Source organism: Kitasatospora sp. NPDC053057 (assembly GCF_044546945.1).
Taxonomy (GTDB): domain Bacteria; phylum Actinomycetota; class Actinomycetes; order Streptomycetales; family Streptomycetaceae; genus Kitasatospora.
On record NZ_JBITZP010000001.1, the window covers coordinates 204,426 to 223,251 of the forward strand.

Below are 18,826 nucleotides of genomic sequence, written 5' to 3' on the forward strand. Positions count from 1 at the left end.
GCCGCCCGGCCCGCACCCTGCGGGCCGGGCCGCTGGCCGCCGTGCTCGCCGTCGCCCTGCTGCTCGCGCTGACCGCCGCCGTCTCGCTCGGCTCGGTGGACCTCCCGCCCGGAGAGGTCTGGTCGGTGGTCGCCCACCACCTCACCGGCCGCGCACCCGAAACCGGCACCCGCGACCTGATCGTCTGGCAACTGCGCGTCCCGCGCGCACTGTTGGCGGCCGTGGTGGGCGCCGGACTCGGCCTGGTCGGCACCACCGTCCAGGCCCTGGTCCGCAACCCGCTCGCCGACCCGTACCTGCTGGGCATCTCCTCCGGCGCCTCCCTCGGGGCGGTCGCCACCATCGTCCTCGGCACCGCCTCCGGACTCGAACTCTCCTTCGGCAGTGCGCTCGGCCTCACCATCTCCCTGGCGGCCTTCGCGGGCGCGCTCGCCGCGTTCTCCCTGGTCTGGCTGATGGCCCGGCGCGGCGGCGGATTCTCGCCGCTGCGCCTGGTGCTGGCCGGCATCGGCATCGCCCAGTTCCTCGGCGGCATCACCAGCTACCTCGTCCTGCAGACCAGCGACGACCAGCAGACCCGGGGCGTGCTGTTCTGGCTGATGGGCAGCCTCGGCGGCGCCGTCTGGGCCCAACTCGCGGTGCCCGCCGTCGCGGTGGCTCTCGGACTGGCCCTGCTCCAGGCCCGCGCCCGCGGGCTCAACGCGATGCTGATGGGCGACGAGACGGCCGCCGGGCTCGGCGTGGACGGCACCCGGCTGCGCCGCGAGGTCTTCGTCGTCACCAGCGTGCTCACCGGGGTGCTGGTCGCCGTCTCCGGGGCGATCGGCTTCGTCGGGCTGATGGTGCCGCACGTCTGCCGGCTGCTGGTCGGCGGCGACCACCGGCGGCTGCTGCCGCTGTCCGCCCTCACCGGGGCGGTGCTCCTGGTCGTGGTCGACACCGTGGCCCGCACCGCCCTGGACGGCCAGGAACTGCCGATCGGTGTGGTCACCGCCGTACTCGGCGCCCCCACCCTGCTCTACCTGCTGGACCGACGACTGGAGCGCAGTTGAGGATCGCCGTCGAGGACCTGAGCGTCGCCCTGGCCGGGCGGACGGTGGTGGCCGGGGTCCACCTGGTCGCCGAGGAGGGGGAGATCGCCGGGCTGGTCGGGCCCAACGGCAGCGGCAAGTCCAGCCTGCTGCGCACCGTCTACCGGCACCTGCGGCCGAGCGCCGGGCGGGTGCTGTTGGCCGGACGGGACCTGGCGGCGCTGCGGCCCGCGCAGTCCGCCCGGCACATCGGCGCGCTGCCCCAGGAGCGGGGCGGGGACTTCGAGTTGAGCGTGCGCGAGGTCGTGGCGATGGGCCGCACCCCGTACAAGCGGGCCTTCGCGGCCGACGACCCCGAGGACCACCGGATCACCGCCGAGGCGCTGGTCCGGGTCGGCATGGCCGACGCCGCCGACCGCCGGTTCGCCCAACTGTCCGGCGGCGAACGGCAACGGGTGCTGCTCGCCCGGGCGCTCGCCCAGCAGCCGGACGTCCTGGTGCTGGACGAACCGACCAACCACCTGGACGTCCGGCATCAGGTCGAACTCCTCGCCCTGCTGCGGGAACAGCGCCGCACCACGCTGGTCGCGCTTCACGACCTCAACGCCGCGGCCTCGGTCTGCGACCGGCTGCACGTGCTGCACCGCGGTGCCCTGGTGGCCTCCGGGACGCCGCGCGAGGTGCTGACCGCCGAGCTGCTGGCCGAGGTCTTCGGGGTCCGGGCCGCGGTGGTCGAACACCCGCTCACCGGCGACCCGTTGATCGCCTTCGACCACCGCTCCCCGGCGGGCGCCCCCGGGCTGCTCCGGCAGTAGTGCTTCGTGAGGTCGGGGCAGCCCGGCCTCAGCGGCTCTCGTAGTGGCTCGGCCGGCCGCCCCGCTCCACCAGCCGGCCGAGCCGTGCGGCCTCCTCGTTGCGGAGCAACTCCCAGCTGCCGTCCGCCCGGTGGAGCACCGCCGAGTGCCAGGGCGTCATCCAGGCGTCGGCCGCCGCGAGCAGTCGGATGCCGAACTTCGGTGCGCCGGCCGGCTGCGGGTGGATGGACAGCCGCACCGACCGAGGGTGCTGCTCGGCGATCAACTCGCCCCAGGCCCGGCTGCGTTGGATCACCCCGTAGGCGCGGCGGCGGCACTCCCGCTGCAGGGCGGACCTGGTGCCGGGGAAGCCCGTGGTGTCCTCGGTGAGGAAGCGGGTGATGCCGCGGTAGAGCCGCAGGGTCTCCTGCTCGGTCAGCACCTGCTCGCGCAGCTCCTCGACGCTCGGCGCGTACCGCTCGTGCACCCGGGCGCGCTTGTCGTCGTACGGCAGGTCGCCGAGCACCGCCCGCAGGTCGAAGGCCGCGAGGTGGCGCAGGCCCTCGCGGTCGATCATCGCGGTCAACTCGTCCGAGTAGTCGTCGATGTGGTCGTCGGGGACGTCGATCAGGTCGCCGAAGATGTGGCCGTCCGAGCAGATCAGGATCCGTGCGCCGGGCGGGTGGATCCGGCCTATCCGGGCGCAGAGCTCGTCGAGGAAGGTCAGGGACAGCCGCTCGCCCTCGTCGGGCAGGTGGCCGAGCACCTTCGCCGGGTTCGGCGACTTGCACGGGAAGCCCGGCAGGGTGAAGACGATCGGCTCACCGGCGTCGATGAAGTCCGCCAACTGCGCCAGCTGGAACGGGAAGTGCTCGGGCCGGGCGTCGAACTCCGGGTCAGCGGCGCGGCGGTGCGGGAGCAGCATCCCGAGGATGCGGGCGGCGAGCCGCTCGGTCGACCGCTGCTCGGGGGTGCTGGTGATGCTGGTGACGAAGGGGTTGACGGGGGTGACAGGAGCGATGGGGGCGGTGCCGACGGGCGGCATGATGGATCTCCTCCACGGATGGACGGGCGTACGGGCGTACGGGCTTCGGGCGGGCAGAGCCGTGGCCGAGCCGTGGCTGCCCGGCTGGCTTGGTGGGCGCGGGGCGGGTACGGTCCGGCGCCGGTGCTCAGTCGCGCCGGTCGTAGGCGACCGGTAGCCGGTTGACGCCCCGGGCCAGGACTGCGGGGATCCAGGCGAGTTCGTCCAGGCCGTCCCCGGGCGCGGCGGCCGGGCGCAGCCCGGGCAGCCGGGTGAGCAGGGTGGCGACGGCGATCTGGAGTTCGGCCCGGGCCAGGGCGGCGCCCGGGCAGTAGTGGATGCCGTGGCCGAAGGCGAGGTGGGCGTTGGGCGTGCGGTCGAGGTCGAGGCGGTCGGCCTCGGGGAACTGCTCGTCGTCGCGGTTGGCGGCGCAGAGCGAGACGATCACCGAGTCGCCGGCCGGGACGGCGGTGCCGAACAGGTCGCTGTCCTCGGCGAAGAAGCGCCAGGTGGTGAGCTCGAACGCGGCGTCGTGGCGCAGCAGTTCCTCCACCGCCCGGGCCAGGCGGCCGGGTTCGTCGAGGCCCGCGCGCAGCTCGGCGAGCTGTTCGGGGTGGCGCAGCAGTGCGATCAGCATGGTGGTGATCTGGTTGGTGACCGGTTCCTGCCCGGCGACCAGCAGCTGGAACACGATCGAGTCGAGCTCCTCGCGGCTCAACTCGCCCGCGTCGTGGGCGGCGACGAGCCGGCCGAGCAGGTCCTCGTGCTCGTCCCAGCCGGGGGCGCGGTGGTCGGCGCGCTTGCGGGCGACCACCTCGGAGATGTACGTCTGCAGGCCGCGCAGCCGCGCCTCGTACGCCGGACGGCCCGGGTCCTGGGGCCCGACCGGCTGGACCACCTTGCCCCAGTCGCGGTCGAAGCGGACGGCCAACTCGGCGGGCAGGCCGATGACTTCGGCCAGCACCCGGAAGGGGTAGTGGGCCGCGAAGCCCGCCACCAGATCGGCGCCGCCGGCCGTGGGCAGCTCGTCCACCAGGGCGTCGGCGAGTTCCTGCAGCCGCGGGCGCAGCGACTCCACCCGGCGCGGCGCGAAGGCGTCCAGCACCAGGCGGCGCATCGCGGTGTGCTTGGGCGGGTCCTGGTGCAGCAGGTGGACCTGGAGCTGGGAGTGCTGTGGCTCCGGCATGATCGAGGCCAGCCGGCGCCAGTTGTCGTTGCCCAGGGCGTGGTTCTTGCCGAGCCGGGGGTCGTTGAGGGTCGCGTGGGCGGCCTGGTAGCCGGTGACCAGCCAGGCGTGGATGCCGCTCGGGAACTCCACCCGGTGCACCGGCCCGGCCTCGCGCATCCGGCGGTAGAGGGGGTACGGGTCGGTCTTGTAGTCCGGGCCGTACAGCGGGACGGGGCTGGGCAGCCGGTTGTGGCCGTACGGGCAGCGCGGGGCTTCGGTCCCGGTAGCGGTAGCGGTAGCGGTCGCGGTCGCGGCGTCGGCTGGGGGCGGGGTGCGGACGGTGTCGGTCATGGGTGTGCTTCCTCCGGAAGGGTGGGGCGGCGGTGTTCTGGGCGGGTGTCAGGCCTGCGGGCGGCGGTACCGGGCGAGCAGCACCACGGCGGTGGCCGCGACCAGGGCGGCCAGGGCGACGCCCGCGTGCGTCCTGCTGCCGGGCCGGTCGCCGGCCAGGGCGGCGGCGGTGGCCAAGGCCGGGCCGAGGGCGAAGCCCAGGCTGCGGGAGAGCTGGACGGCGGAGCCGGCGGTGGCGATTTTCCCGGGCGGGGAGGCGGTCATCACCAGCGCCTGGGTGGGGCCGCCGTTGAGGCCCATCCCGGCACCGGCCAGGGCGAGCCGCGCGGCGATGTCGAGGGTGGACCAGCCGGAGTCCACCGGGACGAGCAGCGCCAGGCCGCAGGTGGTGACGACGGCGCCGCTGAGCGCGGTCGGCCGGGCGCCCCAGCGGTCGGCCAGCCGGCCGCCGATCCGTCCAGCCAGCACCATGCCGAGCGGGAAGGCCAGCATGGTCAGCGCGGTGGCGGTGGCGCTCTCGCCGTGCGGGCCGCGCAGGTACTGGACGAGCAGGTACTGGCAGGCCGCGAAGCCGGCGGCGAGCGCGAGCACCGAGGCGTTCACCCCGGTGGTCCCGGCGGCCCGCAGCACCTCGGCGACCGGCCGACCGCCCGGGCGGCGCAGCCACAGCAGCACCAGCGGCGCGGCGGGCAGTGCGAGCAGCAGCCACTGCGGGGCCTTCGGCGCCAGGGTGAGCCCGAGCAGGACGGCGGCCACCGCCCCACCGATCAGGGCGGCGTCGCCGAGCGAACCCCGGTCGGGCAGGCGCAGCCCGCCGCGTCGCGGGGCGTTCCGGCGCACGATCAGGACGGCGGCCAGGCAGACCGGCAGCTTGACCAGGAAGATCGCCCGCCAGCCGAGGTGGTCCAGCAGCAGGCCGCCGACCACCGGGCCGGTGACGGCGCCGAGCGGTCCCAGGGTCGCGGGCACGCTCATCGCCCGGCCGCGCAGCTCCGGCCGGACGGAGGTCGCGGCCAGCACCGGCATCAGGACGAACAGCACGGCCCCGAAGGCGCCTTGGAGCAGACGTGCCGTGATCAGCCAACTCGCCCACGGGGCAAGGGCGGCCAGCACGCTGCACGTCGCGAAGCAGCTGACCGCGAGCAGCAGCGCGGACCGGGCGCCGACCTGGTCCAGCCATCGCCCCGCGGGCAACAGCAGGGCCACCAGGGGGAGTTGGTAACCGAGGACGGCCCACTGGGCGACCCCGGCGGAGACGTGCAGGCCGGAGGATATGTCGGTGAGCGCCAGGTTGACCACGTTCATGTCGAGCATCGCGACGAACGAGAGCAGCCCGGCGGCCACGACCAGGCTCCACCGGTCCTCCGGCTCTGACTGATGGTGCGCCAGGTCGCTGGTCGGTGTGGGGTTCTGTGCTCGCATGAAGGTCCTCCGTTCCCCCGTCGCCGTACCGGGCGCCGCCTCGGCGGCGGCGTCCGGTACAGCAGTCGGGGGCGCGGGGGCTCTGGTTCCGAACACTTGGCGGAATTTTCCCGGGCGAACAGCTTTCAGCGAACGGATGACGGATAACAGATTTCGAAATCTGTTATCCGTTCGCTGTCATCTGTCATCTGTCATCTGTCGTCCGGTGGCCGTCCGCTGTCGGGCAACTCGGCCGGCCCGCCGCTCAGCAGGCGGCCGCGAGCTCCCCGGCCTCGGCCGCCCGCAGTCGCGCTATCAACTCCTCGCGCGCCCGGGCGACCCGGGAGCGCACGGTGCCGACCGGGCACCCGGCGACCTCGGCCGCCTCGGCGTAGGTCAGCCCTACCACCTGGGTCAGCACGAAGGCCTCCCGCCGCTGCGCGGGCACCCGTTCGAGCAGGTCGCCGAGGGCGATCCCGTCCTCGAACCCGGCCGCCGGGGTGCCGCCCTGCCGTTCCGCCGCCTCCTGCCAGTCCGGTAGCGCCGCGCAGCGCGGCCGGGCGGCGGCCATCCGGTAGCGGTCGATCACCGTGCGCCGGGCGATCGACAGCAGCCAGGTGCGGGCCGAGGAGCGCCCGGCGAAGGCGGGGAGGCCGCGCAGTGCCCGCAGGAAGGTTTCCTGGGCGAGGTCGTCGGCGGACTGGACGTCGGTCAGATGGGCGACGAAGCGCCAGACGTCCCGCTGGGTGGCCCGGACGAAGGCCTCGACGTCGGCGGCCTGGCCCGAGCGGGCGGTCAGCGCGAGCGCGGTGAGCTGGTCGTCATCCACGGCGGCCTCCGACCTTGCCGGTCCCCGCCCGAGAGCCGTGCGGGACGATGGTCGTATGAGATGTGCGCAGTTCCGTACCGCTCTGTCCGCCCGGCTCGACGGCGAACCGAGCGGTCTGTCCGGCGCCCGGCTGGACGGGCATCTGGCGCGCTGCACCGGCTGTCGGGACTGGCTGGAACGGGCCGAGCGACTGCGTGACCAGGTGTCGGCGGCCGCTGCCGACGGGCCGTCGGAGGCGTGGGCGGCCTGGCTGCCGGCCCGGCTGGGTGTGGACGCTCCGGTCGGTCAGGCGCCGGAGGGGCCGCAGGCCGCGGAGCGGTAGGACGGTGGCGCCGGTGCGAACCGGTGCGCCGTCGAAGTGAGGCATGGGAAGGTCCCGAGGGGAAGGCTGGGAGCGGCGCCGCGCACAGCGGCACCGCAGGCGTCCGTGGGCCGGCCACGTGGCACACCGCACCTCCCGCAGGGGACGTCGGCGGACGCGGACGCGGGCCCGAGCCCTGACAGCACGGCGGCGCGAGGCGCGACGGCACTGGACGTGACGGCGCAGGGCGCGGCGGCGCGGCAGGGCGACCTGCCCGACGCGAAGGTCCCGGAAGCGGCCGGAGTCCGGCCGGAGGGGGGAGCGCGGCGGGCGCGTCAGCAGGCGAGCGCGAACGCCGGCGGCCCTCGCCGCACGACGGCATGCGTGAGCAGCACCGACCGGGGCAGCCGGGCCGGCCGGTCGGCGGGCCGGGGCGCGGCGGGCGGGCGGTACCCGAGGGGGCGTGCGAACAGCGTCAGCAGCGGGAGCAGCAGCGCCCCCGCGACCATCGCCCCGAGCGCGGTGAGCAGCTCGAAGACCCGGACCAGCGCGGCGTCACCGCGCCAGAGCAGCAGCGCACAGGCGAGCGCCGCCAGGACGTGGGCGAGGGCCATCCCCGTCGACATGCCGTGGGACATCCCGCCGGACATCCCGCCGGACATCTGACCGGACATCTGACCGGACATTGCGGCGGACATCTGGTGCGGCATCCCCGAGGGCATGCCCGACGTCCCCGGCATCCCCGAGGACATGCCCGACATCCCGGTCATCCCCGGCATGCCCGTAGCCCCCGGCAGGCCCATGTCCAGGGCCGCCCCGTCGAGCGACCCCGCCGCCCCGTGGTGCATCCCCGCCATCGGCCGCAGGCTGCCGGTGGCCGGCGGGACGTCCGGGTCGATGCCCGCCATCCGTGCCAGCTCGACGGGCGAGAGCCCGCCGCCGGCCCGGTCCGGGTTGCAGAGCAGCAGGGCGGCCCAGTCCGTGGTGGCGAGCCGGCCGAGACCGGCGCCCCCGCGGCCGACCGTCCCGGCCTGTTGGAACAGCAGGTGCAGCGCGCTCTGGGCCGCGACCATCCAAAGGCTGATCACACCGATTCCGCGCTGCTTCCCGGCCAGCAGCCAGGTCAGCCCGAGGACTGCTCCGAACGCGCCGAGCAGCACCGGTGGCGAGACCCCGGCCCCGGCCATGGTGACGTGCGCCGTGGAGGCCATCGCCACGCACAGCGCGGCGAAGACCGCGGCGCGCAGCAGGCGGATCCGGTCGGTCATCACGATGGCACTCATCGTCGCACCCGCCGCGCCCCGGCCGTACCGCACCCTCGGGTCATGGCCGGTTCCGGTCCGTGAGACCATGCCCGGCCCGTCGGGTCGACTGATCAACCGCTTTTAGCACCGCTTCACCCGATCGTCGAACCGACTTGACACGCGCACCTGATGCTTACTACATGTGCACACTCCGGCACGGAACGTATGTGCCGGAACGAAGCCATCGGAAGCAGGAGGCGCGGCCATGGACACTCCGACGGAGGTCCCCACCCCGGCGGCGGGCACGCCGGATCTCGCCGACCCCCGCTTCTGGCGGCTACCCGCCCCCGCCCGCGCTGCGGCCTTCGCCGAGCTGCGCCGCCGCCCCGCCCCGGTCTACTTCGGCGACCGCGCCACCGGCCGCGGCTTCCACGCCCTGGTCCGGCACGCCGACGTGGTCGAGGCCAGCCGGACCCCCGTCGTCTTCCGCTCCGGCCCCGGCGTGACCACCCCGGAACCGGCCCGCTGGGTCCGGCTGCTGTTCGGCGACTCGATGGTCAACCTCGACGACCCCCGGCACGCCCAGCTGCGCAGGATCGTCTCCCGGGCCTTCACCCCGCGCCTGCTCGGCCGGGTCGAGGAGGACGTCCGCCGGATCTCCGTTGCCGTGGTGGACGAGGTCGAACGCGGCCGGCCCGAGGACTTCGTCGGCCCGGTCGCCGCCGAGCTCCCGTTCCGGGTGATCTGCTCCATGATGGGCATCCCGGAGGAGCCCCGCCGCACCATCCTCGACCTGGTCAACCGCGCCTCCGAGGGCACCGGCGTGGCCCGGACGCGGCGCAGCCGGCTGCGGATTCCCGGGCGCGGGCTGGCGGCGCTCGCCCGGATGCAGGGCATCGTCGCCGCGATCGGCCGCGAGCGCCGACGCCGGCCCGCCGAGGACCTGATCTCCGCGCTGGTCACCGCCGACGTGGACGGACGCCGACTCACCGGCCGCGAGCTGGGCGCCTTCTTCAGCCTGCTGCTGGTCGCCGGGGTCGAGACCACCCGCAACGCGCTCGCCCACGGTCTCCACCTGCTGACCGTCCACCCCGAGCAGCGCGCGCTGCTGCTCGCCGATCTGGACGGACGGCTCGACGGGGCGGTGGACGAGATCGTCCGCCACGCCACCCCGATCGTCCAGTTCCGCCGGACCGTCGCCGTCGACCACGAACTCGGCGGCCCGGGAGGTCCGCTGCTGCGGGCGGGGGAGAAGGTCGCGCTGTACTACGGCTCGGCGAACCGGGACGAGACGGTCTTCCCCGACCCCGACGCCTTCGACATCACCCGCACCCCCAACCGCCACCTCGGCTACGGCGGCGGCGGACCGCACTACTGCCTCGGCGTGCACCTGGCCCGGCAGGAGATGACGGCACTGTTCCGCGAACTGTTCACCCGGCTGCCCGAGGCGCGGTCGGTCGGCGAGCCGGTGCTCGTCCCGTCCAGCTTCGACCACCGGGTCCGCTCGCTGCGTTTCACCTTCTGAGCCCCGCCTGAGCCCCCGCTCGCTGCGCCTTCTGAGCCCCGGCTGAGCCCTGCCCGGGCCGCCCAGCCTCGGGGGCGATCCGTCAGGCGAGCTCCCAGGCCGCGTGGTCGTGCGCGAAGAGCACTCGGCGCGGCGCGTGTTCCGCGACCCGGTCCAGCCAGGCCCGGTACCCGGGCAGCGGCGTGGCCACCCCCTCGCGCGCGGCCTGCCGGGCCAGCACCGCCTGCCCGTACTCGGTGGCGAAGTCGTACGCCTGCCCGGCCAGCAGCACCGTGCAGTCGCCCAGCCGCTCGACCAGCAGGGACTGGTGGCCGTCGGTGTGCCCGGGCGTGGGCAGCACCCGGACGCCGGGCCAGATCTCGGTCTCGCCGTCGAGCTCGCGGTGGACGGCGCCGGGGAAGTCGACCAGCGCGTCGATGGTGTAGTCGCCGCGCCGGGCGGCGGCCAGCTCGCGCGACTGGACGAGGACCGGCGTTCCGGCGAACAGCGGATTGCCGCCGCAGTGGTCGAAGTGCAGGTGGCAGTTGACCACCAGGTCGATGTCCGAGAGCGAGACGCCGGCCGCGGCGAGCGCCTCCGGCAGCGGGCGGCGGACCGGGCGGTAGTGCGCCTCGGTCTCCGGCGAGCCCGCGCCGATCCCGGTGTCGAACAGCAGCAGCCCCTGCGGGCTGCGGACGAGGTACGCGAGCACCGGCTCCACCCGCGGCTCGGCGCCGCCCACCTCGGAGGCCGGCCGGACGATGTATCCCAGGTCGAGACGGCGGATCGAGTGCATGCGTCCCCCTTGTCACTCAGCCCCCGTGCGTCGGCCGAGGCGGCCGCTGTTCCGCACCCTACCCGTCGGTCGGAAAGCCCCGGTGGGCGTCCGGCTGATTCCTCGTCAGACCGTCTCCGACCTGCGGAAATCCCGGCCGACCGGGGAGCTTCGCAGGTGGTCGGCCGGTGCCGGAGCGCTGCCGATGCGCGGGCGGTGCGCGGGAGCCGCTCGGGCGGTGGCGTGCGTCACGGCGAGCGGATCGGATGCGGAGCACAATGCCCGGCATGACCGATCGTCCGACACCGCCCGAGATTGAGCCCGAGGCCGCGCCTGCGCCCGAGTCGATGCCCGAGTCGATGCCCGAGTCGATGCCCGAGTCGACGCCCGGGCCCACGTCCGAGTCGACGCCCAGGCCCACGTCCGAGCCCGCCGACCGTCCCACCGCCGACGTCTGGGCCGCCCTCGGCGGACCGGCCGAGCTGCTGGACCGGGTGAGCTTCCACGGCCCGCAGGGCGGCCTGCCCTCCGGCCTGCCGGTACGACGGCTGGCGCGGGCCACCGTGGCCGCCTGCTCGCTGGCCGCCGCCGAACTCGCCGCGCACCGCAGCGGCGGGCCGGTGCCCGCCGTCAGGGTGGACGAGGGGGCGGTCGCCACCTCCTTCCTCAGCGAGCGGCACCTGGAGATCGAGGGCCGCAAGCCCGTCGGCTTCGCCCCGCTCTCCGGCTTCTGGCGCACCGCCGACGGTTGGATCCGCACCCACGCCAACTACCCGCACCACCGTGATCGGTTGCTCGCCGTCCTCGGCCTCGCCCCCGACGCCGGGCCCGAGCAGCTCGCCGAGGCGCTCGGCAAGCTGCCGGCCGAGCAGGTCCAGGAGCGCGCGTACGAGGCGGGGGCGCTCGCCGTGGCGGTCGCGCCGGTGAGCAAGGCCGTGCACCCCCTGGTGGAGTGCCGGGAAGTCGGCACCGCGCCCGTCCGTCCGCTCCCCGCGGCCCCGTTGGGCCGGCCCGCCGCCGGGATCCGGGTCCTCGACCTCAGCCGGGTGATCTCCGGACCGGTCGCCACCCGCACCCTCGCCCTGCTCGGCGCCGACGTGCTGCGGATCGACTCGCCCCGGCTGCCCGAGGCCGAGGACGCCCACACCGACACCGGCTTCGGCAAGCGCTCCACCCGCCTGGACCTCGCCGACCCGGCCGACCGGGCCACCTTCGAGGGCCTGCTCGACACCGCCGACGTGGTCGTCACCGCCTACCGGCCCGGTTCGCTCGACGCCCACGGCCTGGCCCCCGAGGCACTGTTCGCCCGCCGCCCCGAACTGATCCTGGCCCAGGTCTGCGCCTGGGGCTGGACCGGACGGTGGGCCGGCCGCCGCGGCTTCGACAGTTTGGTCCAGGCCGGCGTCGGTATCGCCGCCCACGAGGCGTCCCCCGACGGCCGGCCCGGTGCGATGCCCGCCCAGGCCCTCGACCACGGCACCGGCTACCTCCTCGCCGCCGCCGTCCTGCGCGCCCTCACCGAGCAGCGCACTCACCGCCCCGGCGGCCGCCACCTGCGCTTCTCCTTCGCCGGCACGGCCTCCTGGCTGCTGCACGGCATCCCTCCCGAGCCGACGGACGCGCCGCGCCCGGACACCGAGCCGTACGACGCGGCGCGCTGGCTCACCGAGACCGACTCGGAGTACGGGCGGCTGCGGTACGCCGTGCCGCCGATCGGCTACGACGGTGCGCCCGCCGACTGGGCGCGCCCACCCGGGCGTTGGGGGACGGACGCGCCGGTCTGGCTCTGAGCGACGAGGGGTATGGCGGTCGGTGTCAGTGAGGTCTGGCAACATCCTGCGTATGACCGCCGCACACGCCACCGACTACACCTGGTTCGAACAGCGCTACTCCGTCCTGGGCGAGGCCTACTGCCTCACCCAGGTCCAGGGGATCGGCGCCGACGAACTGCTGCGCCGCTTCGACGCCCTGACCGGCCGGGAGGTGACCGGGCTGGACGCGGTGATCGCGGCGTGGGAGACCTTCGACGACGGGGAGGACGAGGAGGCCGAGGCGCTGTTCGACCTGGACGAGGACCGGCTGCTCGTCGCCGTCACCGAGCTCGACGGCTGGGCCCTCGCGGTCGAGCCGTACGGCTACCTCGGCAGCCTGCACGACGTCATACCCCGGCTCGCCGACGGCACCCGGCTGGTCTCGCACTTCCGGAACGCCAACGCGGTGGACCACTTCAACTGGTGGGAGCACGGCTCCTGCCGACTGCAGTTCGAGCCGCTCTTCGCCGACCAGCGGCACGGCTCGGACGCCGAGGCCCCCGGCATCGTCGAACTGCTGACGGCCTGCGGCTTCCCGCTGGACGGCGAGCGCTACGCGCTGCACACCGAGGCGGCGTTCGCGCTCGCCGAGCGGCTGACCGACGTCCGCTTGGGGCCGGAACGGCTGGAGGCCGCCACCTTCCGGCTCGGCTACGCGCCCCGGCCGTAGCAGGGGGCGAGGGCGTGAGCGGTGGCGGCCTCCGCGGCGGTGGCGGCCGGTCAGACCCCGGACGGGATCCGCTTGGCCCGGCCGCGCACCTGGATGGCGGTCGCGATCTCGACCACGCCGAGGATCACCAGCCAGCACCCGGCCAGCACGGTCAGCGCGGTGATCGAGCCGACCGGCCAGACCATCAGCAGCACACCGGCCAGGGTGTTGGCCACGCCCGCGAAGGCCTGCCAGCCGCGGGCGGGCATCAGCGGGTCGGAGATCGCGGCGGCGAGCTGGGTGATGCCGCGGAACAGCCAGCCGATCCCGATCCAGAGGGCGAGCAGCAGCAGCGACTGCACCGCGCTGCGGAAGCAGAGCAGCCCGAGCAGCACGCTGATCGCGCCGCTGATGAAGGCCAGCACCCGCAGCGCGGTGGTGGCGTGGGTGCCGAACGCGGCGACCAGCTGCACGATGCCGATGACCAGCAGGTAGAGGCCGAACAGCACGCCCACCACCAGCAGTGTTTCGCGCGGCCACACGAAGACGACGATCCCGAGGGCGAGCGAGGCCACACCGGCGGCCAGCAGGATCTGCCAGGCGGCCTTGGCGAGCAGGCCGAGCGGGCCCTGGACCGGGGTTCCTTCGGGGGTGATGATCGGAGGGGCCACGGCGGCGTACTCCTCGGGGTCGGGGGCAGAGAACGAACCCCAGCCTCTTCGCGCCATCGTCGGACCGCACGGTGGGTACGTCCGTTCGAGTCATCCCGGCTGCCGGAAGGACATCCTCCGGCCATCTGTCGTCGATATCATCTGTCGGTATGACTTCTGAAGGGTGGGGGACCCCTCCGGTCGAGCCGATCAGCCAGCACTACATCGTCTGCGGGGGCAACGCACTGGCCCACCGGCTGGTCCTGGAACTCGTCGAGCACTACGAAGTCCCGGTCGTCGTCCTGGTCGCCGACCGCACCCGCGACCACGCGCCGCAGATCGAGCAGATCGCGGGCGTCGCGGCCGTGGTCGAGTATCCGAACCTCACCGAGGAGGCGCTGCGGGCGGTGTCCATCGACACCGCCCGCGGCCTCGCCCTGGTCGAGGGCAGCGACCAGGACAACATCCACGCCGCGCTCAGCGCCCAGGGCCACAACCCGAACATCCGGATCGTGTTCCGGATGTTCAACCAACGCCTCGGCGAGAACATCGAACGGCTGCTCAGGAACGGGGCCGCGCTCTCCGGCTCCGCCACCGCCGCCCCGGCCTTCGCCGCCGCCGCGCTCGGCCGGCCCAACTCGGTCGAGATCGACGGCCGCTACCTGCACATCGCGTTCGACGACGCCATCACCCCGGACCGGATCTGCGTGGTCGCCGACCACATCGACCGGCAGGATCTCAGCAAGATCCGCCTACTGCCGGAACAGGAGGGCGACTCGGCCCAGTTCGTCCGGCTCGCGCGCGAGTTCGGCGACGAGGGACCGGTCCGGCCGGGCGCGGTGCGCCGCGAACCGGCGCCGGCGCCGGAGCCCGGGCTCGGACCCGGGCTCGAAACCGGGCTTGAGCCCGAGCCGGAGCCGGAGAAGCCGCCGGGCGGGATCGCCGCGCTGCAGGCGTTGCGGATGGAGCCCCGGGAACCGATCAACTGGGTACGGCGGCTGCGCTGGCGGGTGCTCGACACCATGCGCTTCCTCACCAGCGCCCGGCTGCGGGTGGTGCTGCTCATCGCGCTCGCCGCGGTGCTGATGGCCTTCGCCGTGCTCTGGTACCTCAACCGGGACTTCGGCTGGACCGTCTACATCTCACTGCTCGACCTGGCCGGCGCGGCCCAGCCCGATCAGCAGGCCGACATCGCCGCCGGGACCGGGACGGGCGGGATCTGGCAGCGGGTCGCCCAGGTGGTGATCACCATCTGCGGGATCACCTTCGCGCCGGTCGCCACCGCCATCGCGGTCGAGGTGCTAGGCTCCGGGCGCCGCGGGCTGCCCCGCAACCCGAGCGCGGGCACCCGGGACCACGTGATCGTGGTCGGGCTCGGCAACGCCGGCACCCGGGTCGCCACCCAGCTGCACGAGATGGGGGTGCCGGTGGTCTGCGTGGAGCGCGACCCGCAGGCCCGCGGCATCGCCGCCGTCCGGGCGCTCGGCATCCCGGTCGTGCTGGGCGACGGGCCGTTCGAGGAACAGCTGCGCCGGGCCCGGCTGAAGCACAGCCGGGCGGTGATCGCGCTCAGTGGGGACGACGCCACCAACCTGGAGGCGGCGCTGGAGGCGCGCCACGGCAATCCCGACGTCCGGGTGGTGGTCCGGCTGTTCGACGACGACTTCGCCGGCCACTTCTACAGGACGCTGGACAACGCGGCCTCCCGCTCGGTCTCCTACCTGGCCGCGCCCGCCTTCGCCGCCGCCCTGATGGGCAGCGAGGTGCGCGGGACGCTCTCGGTGTTCCGGCACGTGCTGCTGATCGCCGAGCTGACGGTGGAGGACGGCAGCGGACTGATCGGCCTGAACCGGCACGACCTGGAGGACCCGGGCGGCGTCCGGGTGATCGCCGCCCGCTTCGCCCGCAGCAACCAGCTGCACTGGGGCTTCGCGGACCGCACCCGGCGACTGGCCCCGGGCGACCGGATCGTGGTCGCCGCCACCCGCAGCGGGCTGGCGCGGCTGAACACGGTGCTGGTGGACGAGGGCTGACGGGGGGCGGGGAACAGCCGACGAGTAACAGCTCACAGCTGACAGATAACGGATGACAGCTGACAGATTTCATCATCTGAAATCCGTCAGCTGTCATCCGTCGTCGGTTCGCGCCAGCCGCCAGCCGCCAGCCGCCAGCCGCCAGTCGCCAGCCGCCAGTTCCAGGCCACCCGACCCCAGCCGTCCGCCGTCAGCGGTTCTCGAACTTCGGCGCCCGTTTCTCGGCGAAGGCCGACATGCCCTCCTTCTGGTCCGCCGTGGCGAACACCGAGTGGAACAGCCGGCGCTCGAAGCGGACGCCCTCGGCCAGCGTGGTCTCGAAGGAGCGGTTGACGCTCTCCTTGAGCATGATCGCCGCCGGGGTGGACATCGCGGCGACGGTCTCGGCGGTGGCCAGCGCCTCGGCCAGCAGCTGGTCGGCCGGGACGATCCGGGCGACCAGGCCGGCCCGCTCGGCCTCCTCGGCGCCCATCATCCGGCCGGTCAGGCACAGGTCCATCGCCTTCGCCTTGCCGATCGCGCGGGTCAGCCGCTGCGAGCCGCCGATGCCCGGGAGCACACCGAGCTTGATCTCCGGCTGCCCGAACTTCGCGGTGTCCGCGGCCAGCAGGATGTCGCACATCATCGCCAGCTCGCAGCCGCCGCCGAGCGCGAACCCGGCGACCGCCGCGATGACCGGCTTGCGCAGCGCGCCGAAGCGGTCCCACGGGCCCAGCCAGTCGTCCAGGTAGACGTCCGGGAACCGGTTGCCCTGCATCTCCTTGATGTCGGCGCCGGCCGCGAAGGCCTTCTCCGAACCGGTGACCACCAGACACCCGATCTCCGGGTCCCGGTCGAAGGCGGTGGCGGCCGCCACGACCTCGTTCATCAGCTGGGTGTTCAGCGCATTGAGCGCCTTGGGCCGGTTGAGCGTGATCAGCCCGACCCGGCCCTTGCGCTCGACCAGGATCGTCTCGTAGGTCTCGGTCTCGGTCATCGCCGTTACTTCCAATCCGCTGCTCGGCCATTCCACTGCTCGGCGCCGTGCGGGCGCGCCCTGACCACCCAACGATCTACGACGCGCCCCGCCTCGCGCCAGTCTTGGTATGCGAGACGCCGGTCACCAGCCGGCTGCCGGCCGGTCGCCGGAGCAGCGGAGAGGTCAGAACCGGATGCCGTGGCGCTCCGCCGCCAGCCGTACGGTCTCGGCCTTGACCTCGCCCCGGCGGGCCAGGGCGGCCAGCGCGGCGACCGTCACCGACTCGGCGTCCACGCCGAAGTGCCGCCGGGTCGCCGCCCGGCTGTCCGAGAGACCGAAGCCGTCGGTGCCCAGGGAAGTCCAGTCCTGCTCCACCCAGGGCCGGATCTGGTCCGGCACCGCGCGCATCCAGTCGCTGACCGCCAGCACCGGCCCGGGCGCCCCGGCCAGCGCCCGGGTCACGTACGGGGCCCGGGCCGCCGCGCCCGTACCGGCCGCCGCCTGGGCCAGGTTGGCGGCGTCGCAGCCCAGCGCCTCCCGGCGCAGCTCCGTCCAGGACGGCGCCGACCAGACGTCGGCCGCCACGCCCCACTCCTCGCCGAGCAGCCGCTGCGCGGCCAGCGCCCAGTGCACGGCGGTGCCGGAGGCGAGCAGTTGGATCCGCGGCGCGTCGGCGGCCAGGCCGGCGGTGTCCGCCTCGCGGTAGCGGTAGAGGCCGCGCAGGATGCCGTCCACGACGTCCTTCCCGGCCGGCAGGCCACCGCGCAGCGCGGGCTGCGGCAGCGGCTCGTTGTAGACGGTCAGGTAGTAGAACACGTCCTCGCCGTGCGGGTGTTGTTCGCTGCTGCCGTACATCCGGCGCAGTCCCTCGCGGACGATCACGGCGACCTCGTAGCCGAAGGCCGGGTCGTAGGAGAGCGCTGCCGGGTTGGTCGAGGCGATCAACTGCGAGTGACCGTCGGCGTGTTGCAGGCCTTCACCGGTCATGGTGGTGCGCCCGGCGGTGGCGCCGATCAGGAAGCCACGGCCCAACTGGTCGGCCAGCGCCCACATCTGGTCGGCGGTGCGCTGCCAGCCGAACATCGAGTAGAAGATGCAGAACGGGATGACCGGCTCGCCGTGGGTCGCGTAGGCGTTGGCGGCGGCGGTCAGCGAGGCCATCGAACCGGCCTCGGTGATGCCCTCGTTGAGGATCTGGCCGCTCACCGACTCCTTGTAGTGGAGGAGTTGGTCGCGGTCGACCGGGTCGTAGGTCTGCCCGAGCGGGGAGTAGATCCCGGCGCTCGGGAAGAGCGACTCCATGCCGAAGGTGCGCGCCTCGTCCGGGACGATCGGCACCCAGCGGTGGCCGGTGGTCCTGTCCCGGATCAGGTCCCTGACCAGCCGGACGAAGGCCATTGTGGTGGCGATCTCCTGGGTGCCGGAGCCCTTGAACAGCGTCTCGAAGGGCTTGGCGGGCAGTTCGGGCAGCGGGGTGAAGCGCACCCGGCGGGCCGGGGCCGGACCGCCCAGCGCGGCCCGGCGCTCGCGCAGGTAGCGGACCTCCGGCGAGTCCGGGCCCGGGTGCGCGTACGGGACCAGCTCCGCGTCCAGGGCGCGGTCGGGGATGGGGAGTTCGAGCAGGTCGCGCATCGCGCGGAACTCCGCTCCGGACAGCTTCTTCATCTGGTGGTTGGCGTTGCGGGCCTCGAAACCGGGGCCGAGCGTCCAGCCCTTGACGGTCTGCACCAGCACCACCGTGGGTGCGCTCCGGTGCTCCAGGGCGGCCCGGTACGCGGCGTACACCTTGCGCGGCTCGTGGCCACCCCGGGAGGTCGCGACGATCTCCGACAGGCGCCGCTCGTCCACCGACTCGGCGAGCGTGCGCAGTTCGGGGTCGGTGTGGAACAGGTGCGCGCGGATGTAGCCGGCGTCGGAGGCGGCGTAGGTCTGGAACTGTCCATCCGGCACCTCGCCCAGCCGGCGCACCAGGGCGCCGGTGGTGTCGCGGGCCAGCAGCTCGTCCCAGGCCTCGCCCCACAGCGACTTGACGACGTTCCAGCCGGCCGCGCGGAACCGGTGCTCCAGCTCCTGCACGATCTTGCCGTTGCCGCGTACCGGGCCGTCCAGGCGCTGCAGGTTGCAGTTGACCACGAAGGTGAGCTGCAGAGCACTATTCCGAGATACAAAATAGTGTTTCTCTTCATGGAACTAATCTGGACGGTAAGGAGGGGTGAGGTGGTGAGTCAACGCCTACTGGCGGGTAATTTGAGCGATGATCGATCAGTTCTATGCGAACTGATATGGCGACGGGTGTGACCACG

Annotated in this window: 15 protein-coding genes and 1 pseudogene; 7 read left to right on the forward strand and 9 right to left on the reverse strand. The window is 73.8% G+C overall.

Annotation, left to right across the window (positions count from 1 at the left end; genetic code table 11):
- The first annotated feature begins 17 nt into the window (after positions 1–17).
- Both ACIG5E_RS00915 and ACIG5E_RS00920 read left to right on the forward strand, forming a co-directional pair.
- Complete coding sequence (locus tag ACIG5E_RS00915; RefSeq protein WP_396530997.1) at positions 18–1,052, forward strand: FecCD family ABC transporter permease; 1,035 nt, start codon at positions 18–20, stop codon at positions 1,050–1,052.
- The gene (locus ACIG5E_RS00920) at positions 1,049–1,846 is read left to right on the forward strand and encodes an ABC transporter ATP-binding protein (RefSeq protein WP_396530638.1); all 798 of its coding nucleotides are present in this window, start codon (positions 1,049–1,051) and stop codon (positions 1,844–1,846) included. The genes ACIG5E_RS00915 and ACIG5E_RS00920 overlap by 4 nt, the downstream gene beginning before the upstream one ends.
- A 28-nt stretch (positions 1,847–1,874) precedes the next feature.
- On the opposite strand, the gene ACIG5E_RS00925 is transcribed toward ACIG5E_RS00920, so the two are convergent.
- The 4 genes from ACIG5E_RS00925 to ACIG5E_RS00940 form a co-directional block, all read right to left on the reverse strand.
- A complete protein-coding gene (locus ACIG5E_RS00925; RefSeq protein ID WP_396530998.1) occupies positions 1,875–2,750 on the reverse strand; it encodes an L-tyrosine/L-tryptophan isonitrile synthase family protein in 876 nt (291 codons plus the stop codon).
- Between the two features lie 247 nt (positions 2,751–2,997).
- Positions 2,998–4,368: a cytochrome P450 gene (locus ACIG5E_RS00930; RefSeq protein WP_396530639.1), complete on the reverse strand. Its 1,371-nt coding sequence runs from the start codon at positions 4,366–4,368 to the stop codon at positions 2,998–3,000.
- A gap of 48 nt (positions 4,369–4,416) precedes the next feature.
- Positions 4,417–5,790 (reverse strand): MFS transporter, encoded by a 1,374-nt coding sequence (locus tag ACIG5E_RS00935; RefSeq protein ID WP_396530641.1) that lies wholly within the window; start codon positions 5,788–5,790, stop codon positions 4,417–4,419.
- A 244-nt stretch (positions 5,791–6,034) separates the two neighbouring features.
- Positions 6,035–6,598, reverse strand: coding sequence for a sigma-70 family RNA polymerase sigma factor (locus ACIG5E_RS00940; protein WP_396530642.1), 564 nt, complete (start codon positions 6,596–6,598; stop codon positions 6,035–6,037).
- Between the two features lie 55 nt (positions 6,599–6,653).
- Here ACIG5E_RS00940 and ACIG5E_RS00945 point away from each other — a divergent pair, with 55 nt between their 5' ends.
- The gene (locus tag ACIG5E_RS00945) at positions 6,654–6,920 is read left to right on the forward strand and encodes a zf-HC2 domain-containing protein (RefSeq protein WP_396530643.1); all 267 of its coding nucleotides are present in this window, start codon (positions 6,654–6,656) and stop codon (positions 6,918–6,920) included.
- Between the two features lie 314 nt (positions 6,921–7,234).
- On the opposite strand, the gene ACIG5E_RS00950 is transcribed toward ACIG5E_RS00945, so the two are convergent.
- Positions 7,235–8,182 carry a hypothetical protein gene (locus ACIG5E_RS00950; RefSeq protein ID WP_396530645.1) on the reverse strand — a complete coding sequence of 316 codons (948 nt, stop codon included), beginning with the start codon at positions 8,180–8,182 and terminating at the stop codon, positions 7,235–7,237.
- A gap of 226 nt (positions 8,183–8,408) precedes the next feature.
- Between ACIG5E_RS00950 and ACIG5E_RS00955 the strand changes: the two genes are divergently transcribed.
- Positions 8,409–9,668: a cytochrome P450 gene (locus ACIG5E_RS00955; RefSeq protein WP_396530646.1), complete on the forward strand. Its 1,260-nt coding sequence runs from the start codon at positions 8,409–8,411 to the stop codon at positions 9,666–9,668.
- 82 nt (positions 9,669–9,750) lie between these two features.
- Here ACIG5E_RS00955 and ACIG5E_RS00960 read toward each other — a convergent pair whose 3' ends face one another.
- Complete coding sequence (locus tag ACIG5E_RS00960) at positions 9,751–10,443, reverse strand: N-acyl homoserine lactonase family protein (protein ID WP_396530647.1); 693 nt, start codon at positions 10,441–10,443, stop codon at positions 9,751–9,753.
- 350 nt (positions 10,444–10,793) lie between these two features.
- Between ACIG5E_RS00960 and ACIG5E_RS00965 the strand changes: the two genes are divergently transcribed.
- Together ACIG5E_RS00965 and ACIG5E_RS00970 are read left to right on the forward strand one after the other, a co-directional pair.
- Positions 10,794–12,212, forward strand: coding sequence for a CoA transferase (locus ACIG5E_RS00965; RefSeq protein ID WP_396530999.1), 1,419 nt, complete (start codon positions 10,794–10,796; stop codon positions 12,210–12,212).
- Positions 12,213–12,264: 52 nt separating this feature from the next.
- On the forward strand, positions 12,265–12,903 hold the full coding sequence (locus tag ACIG5E_RS00970; RefSeq protein WP_396530648.1) for a DUF6461 domain-containing protein: 639 nt from the start codon (positions 12,265–12,267) through the stop codon (positions 12,901–12,903).
- 50 nt (positions 12,904–12,953) lie between these two features.
- On the opposite strand, the gene ACIG5E_RS00975 is transcribed toward ACIG5E_RS00970, so the two are convergent.
- Positions 12,954–13,553: an HdeD family acid-resistance protein gene (locus ACIG5E_RS00975; RefSeq protein WP_396530649.1), complete on the reverse strand. Its 600-nt coding sequence runs from the start codon at positions 13,551–13,553 to the stop codon at positions 12,954–12,956.
- 149 nt (positions 13,554–13,702) lie between these two features.
- On the opposite strand from ACIG5E_RS00975, the gene ACIG5E_RS00980 reads away from it, so the two are divergent.
- Complete coding sequence (locus ACIG5E_RS00980) at positions 13,703–15,565, forward strand: NAD-binding protein (protein WP_396530650.1); 1,863 nt, start codon at positions 13,703–13,705, stop codon at positions 15,563–15,565.
- 190 nt (positions 15,566–15,755) lie between these two features.
- Here ACIG5E_RS00980 and ACIG5E_RS00985 read toward each other — a convergent pair whose 3' ends face one another.
- Positions 15,756–16,541, reverse strand: coding sequence for an enoyl-CoA hydratase (locus ACIG5E_RS00985; protein ID WP_396530651.1), 786 nt, complete (start codon positions 16,539–16,541; stop codon positions 15,756–15,758).
- Positions 16,542–16,706: 165 nt separating this feature from the next.
- Positions 16,707–18,665 (reverse strand): annotated as a pseudogene (locus ACIG5E_RS00990) (transketolase-like TK C-terminal-containing protein); the annotation flags it as partial.
- Positions 18,666–18,826 lie beyond the last annotated feature (161 nt).

Bases quoted from the DNA above. Each gene is read 5' to 3' on its own strand.
- ACIG5E_RS00930 (WP_396530639.1), bottom strand. From the start codon at position 4,368: ATGACCGACACCGTCCGCACCCCGCCCCCAGCCGACGCCGCGACCGCG.
- ACIG5E_RS00955 (WP_396530646.1), top strand. From the start codon at position 8,409: ATGGACACTCCGACGGAGGTCCCCACCCCGGCGGCGGGCACGCCGGAT.
- ACIG5E_RS00980 (WP_396530650.1), top strand. From the start codon at position 13,703: ATGACTTCTGAAGGGTGGGGGACCCCTCCGGTCGAGCCGATCAGCCAG.
- ACIG5E_RS00925 (WP_396530998.1), bottom strand. From the start codon at position 2,750: ATGCTGCTCCCGCACCGCCGCGCCGCTGACCCGGAGTTCGACGCCCGG.
- ACIG5E_RS00965 (WP_396530999.1), top strand. From the start codon at position 10,794: ATGCCCGAGTCGACGCCCGGGCCCACGTCCGAGTCGACGCCCAGGCCC.
- ACIG5E_RS00945 (WP_396530643.1), top strand. From the start codon at position 6,654: ATGAGATGTGCGCAGTTCCGTACCGCTCTGTCCGCCCGGCTCGACGGC.
- ACIG5E_RS00985 (WP_396530651.1), bottom strand. From the start codon at position 16,541: ATGACCGAGACCGAGACCTACGAGACGATCCTGGTCGAGCGCAAGGGC.
- ACIG5E_RS00935 (WP_396530641.1), bottom strand. From the start codon at position 5,790: ATGCGAGCACAGAACCCCACACCGACCAGCGACCTGGCGCACCATCAG.
- ACIG5E_RS00960 (WP_396530647.1), bottom strand. From the start codon at position 10,443: ATGCACTCGATCCGCCGTCTCGACCTGGGATACATCGTCCGGCCGGCC.
- ACIG5E_RS00970 (WP_396530648.1), top strand. From the start codon at position 12,265: ATGACCGCCGCACACGCCACCGACTACACCTGGTTCGAACAGCGCTAC.
- ACIG5E_RS00950 (WP_396530645.1), bottom strand. From the start codon at position 8,182: ATGAGTGCCATCGTGATGACCGACCGGATCCGCCTGCTGCGCGCCGCG.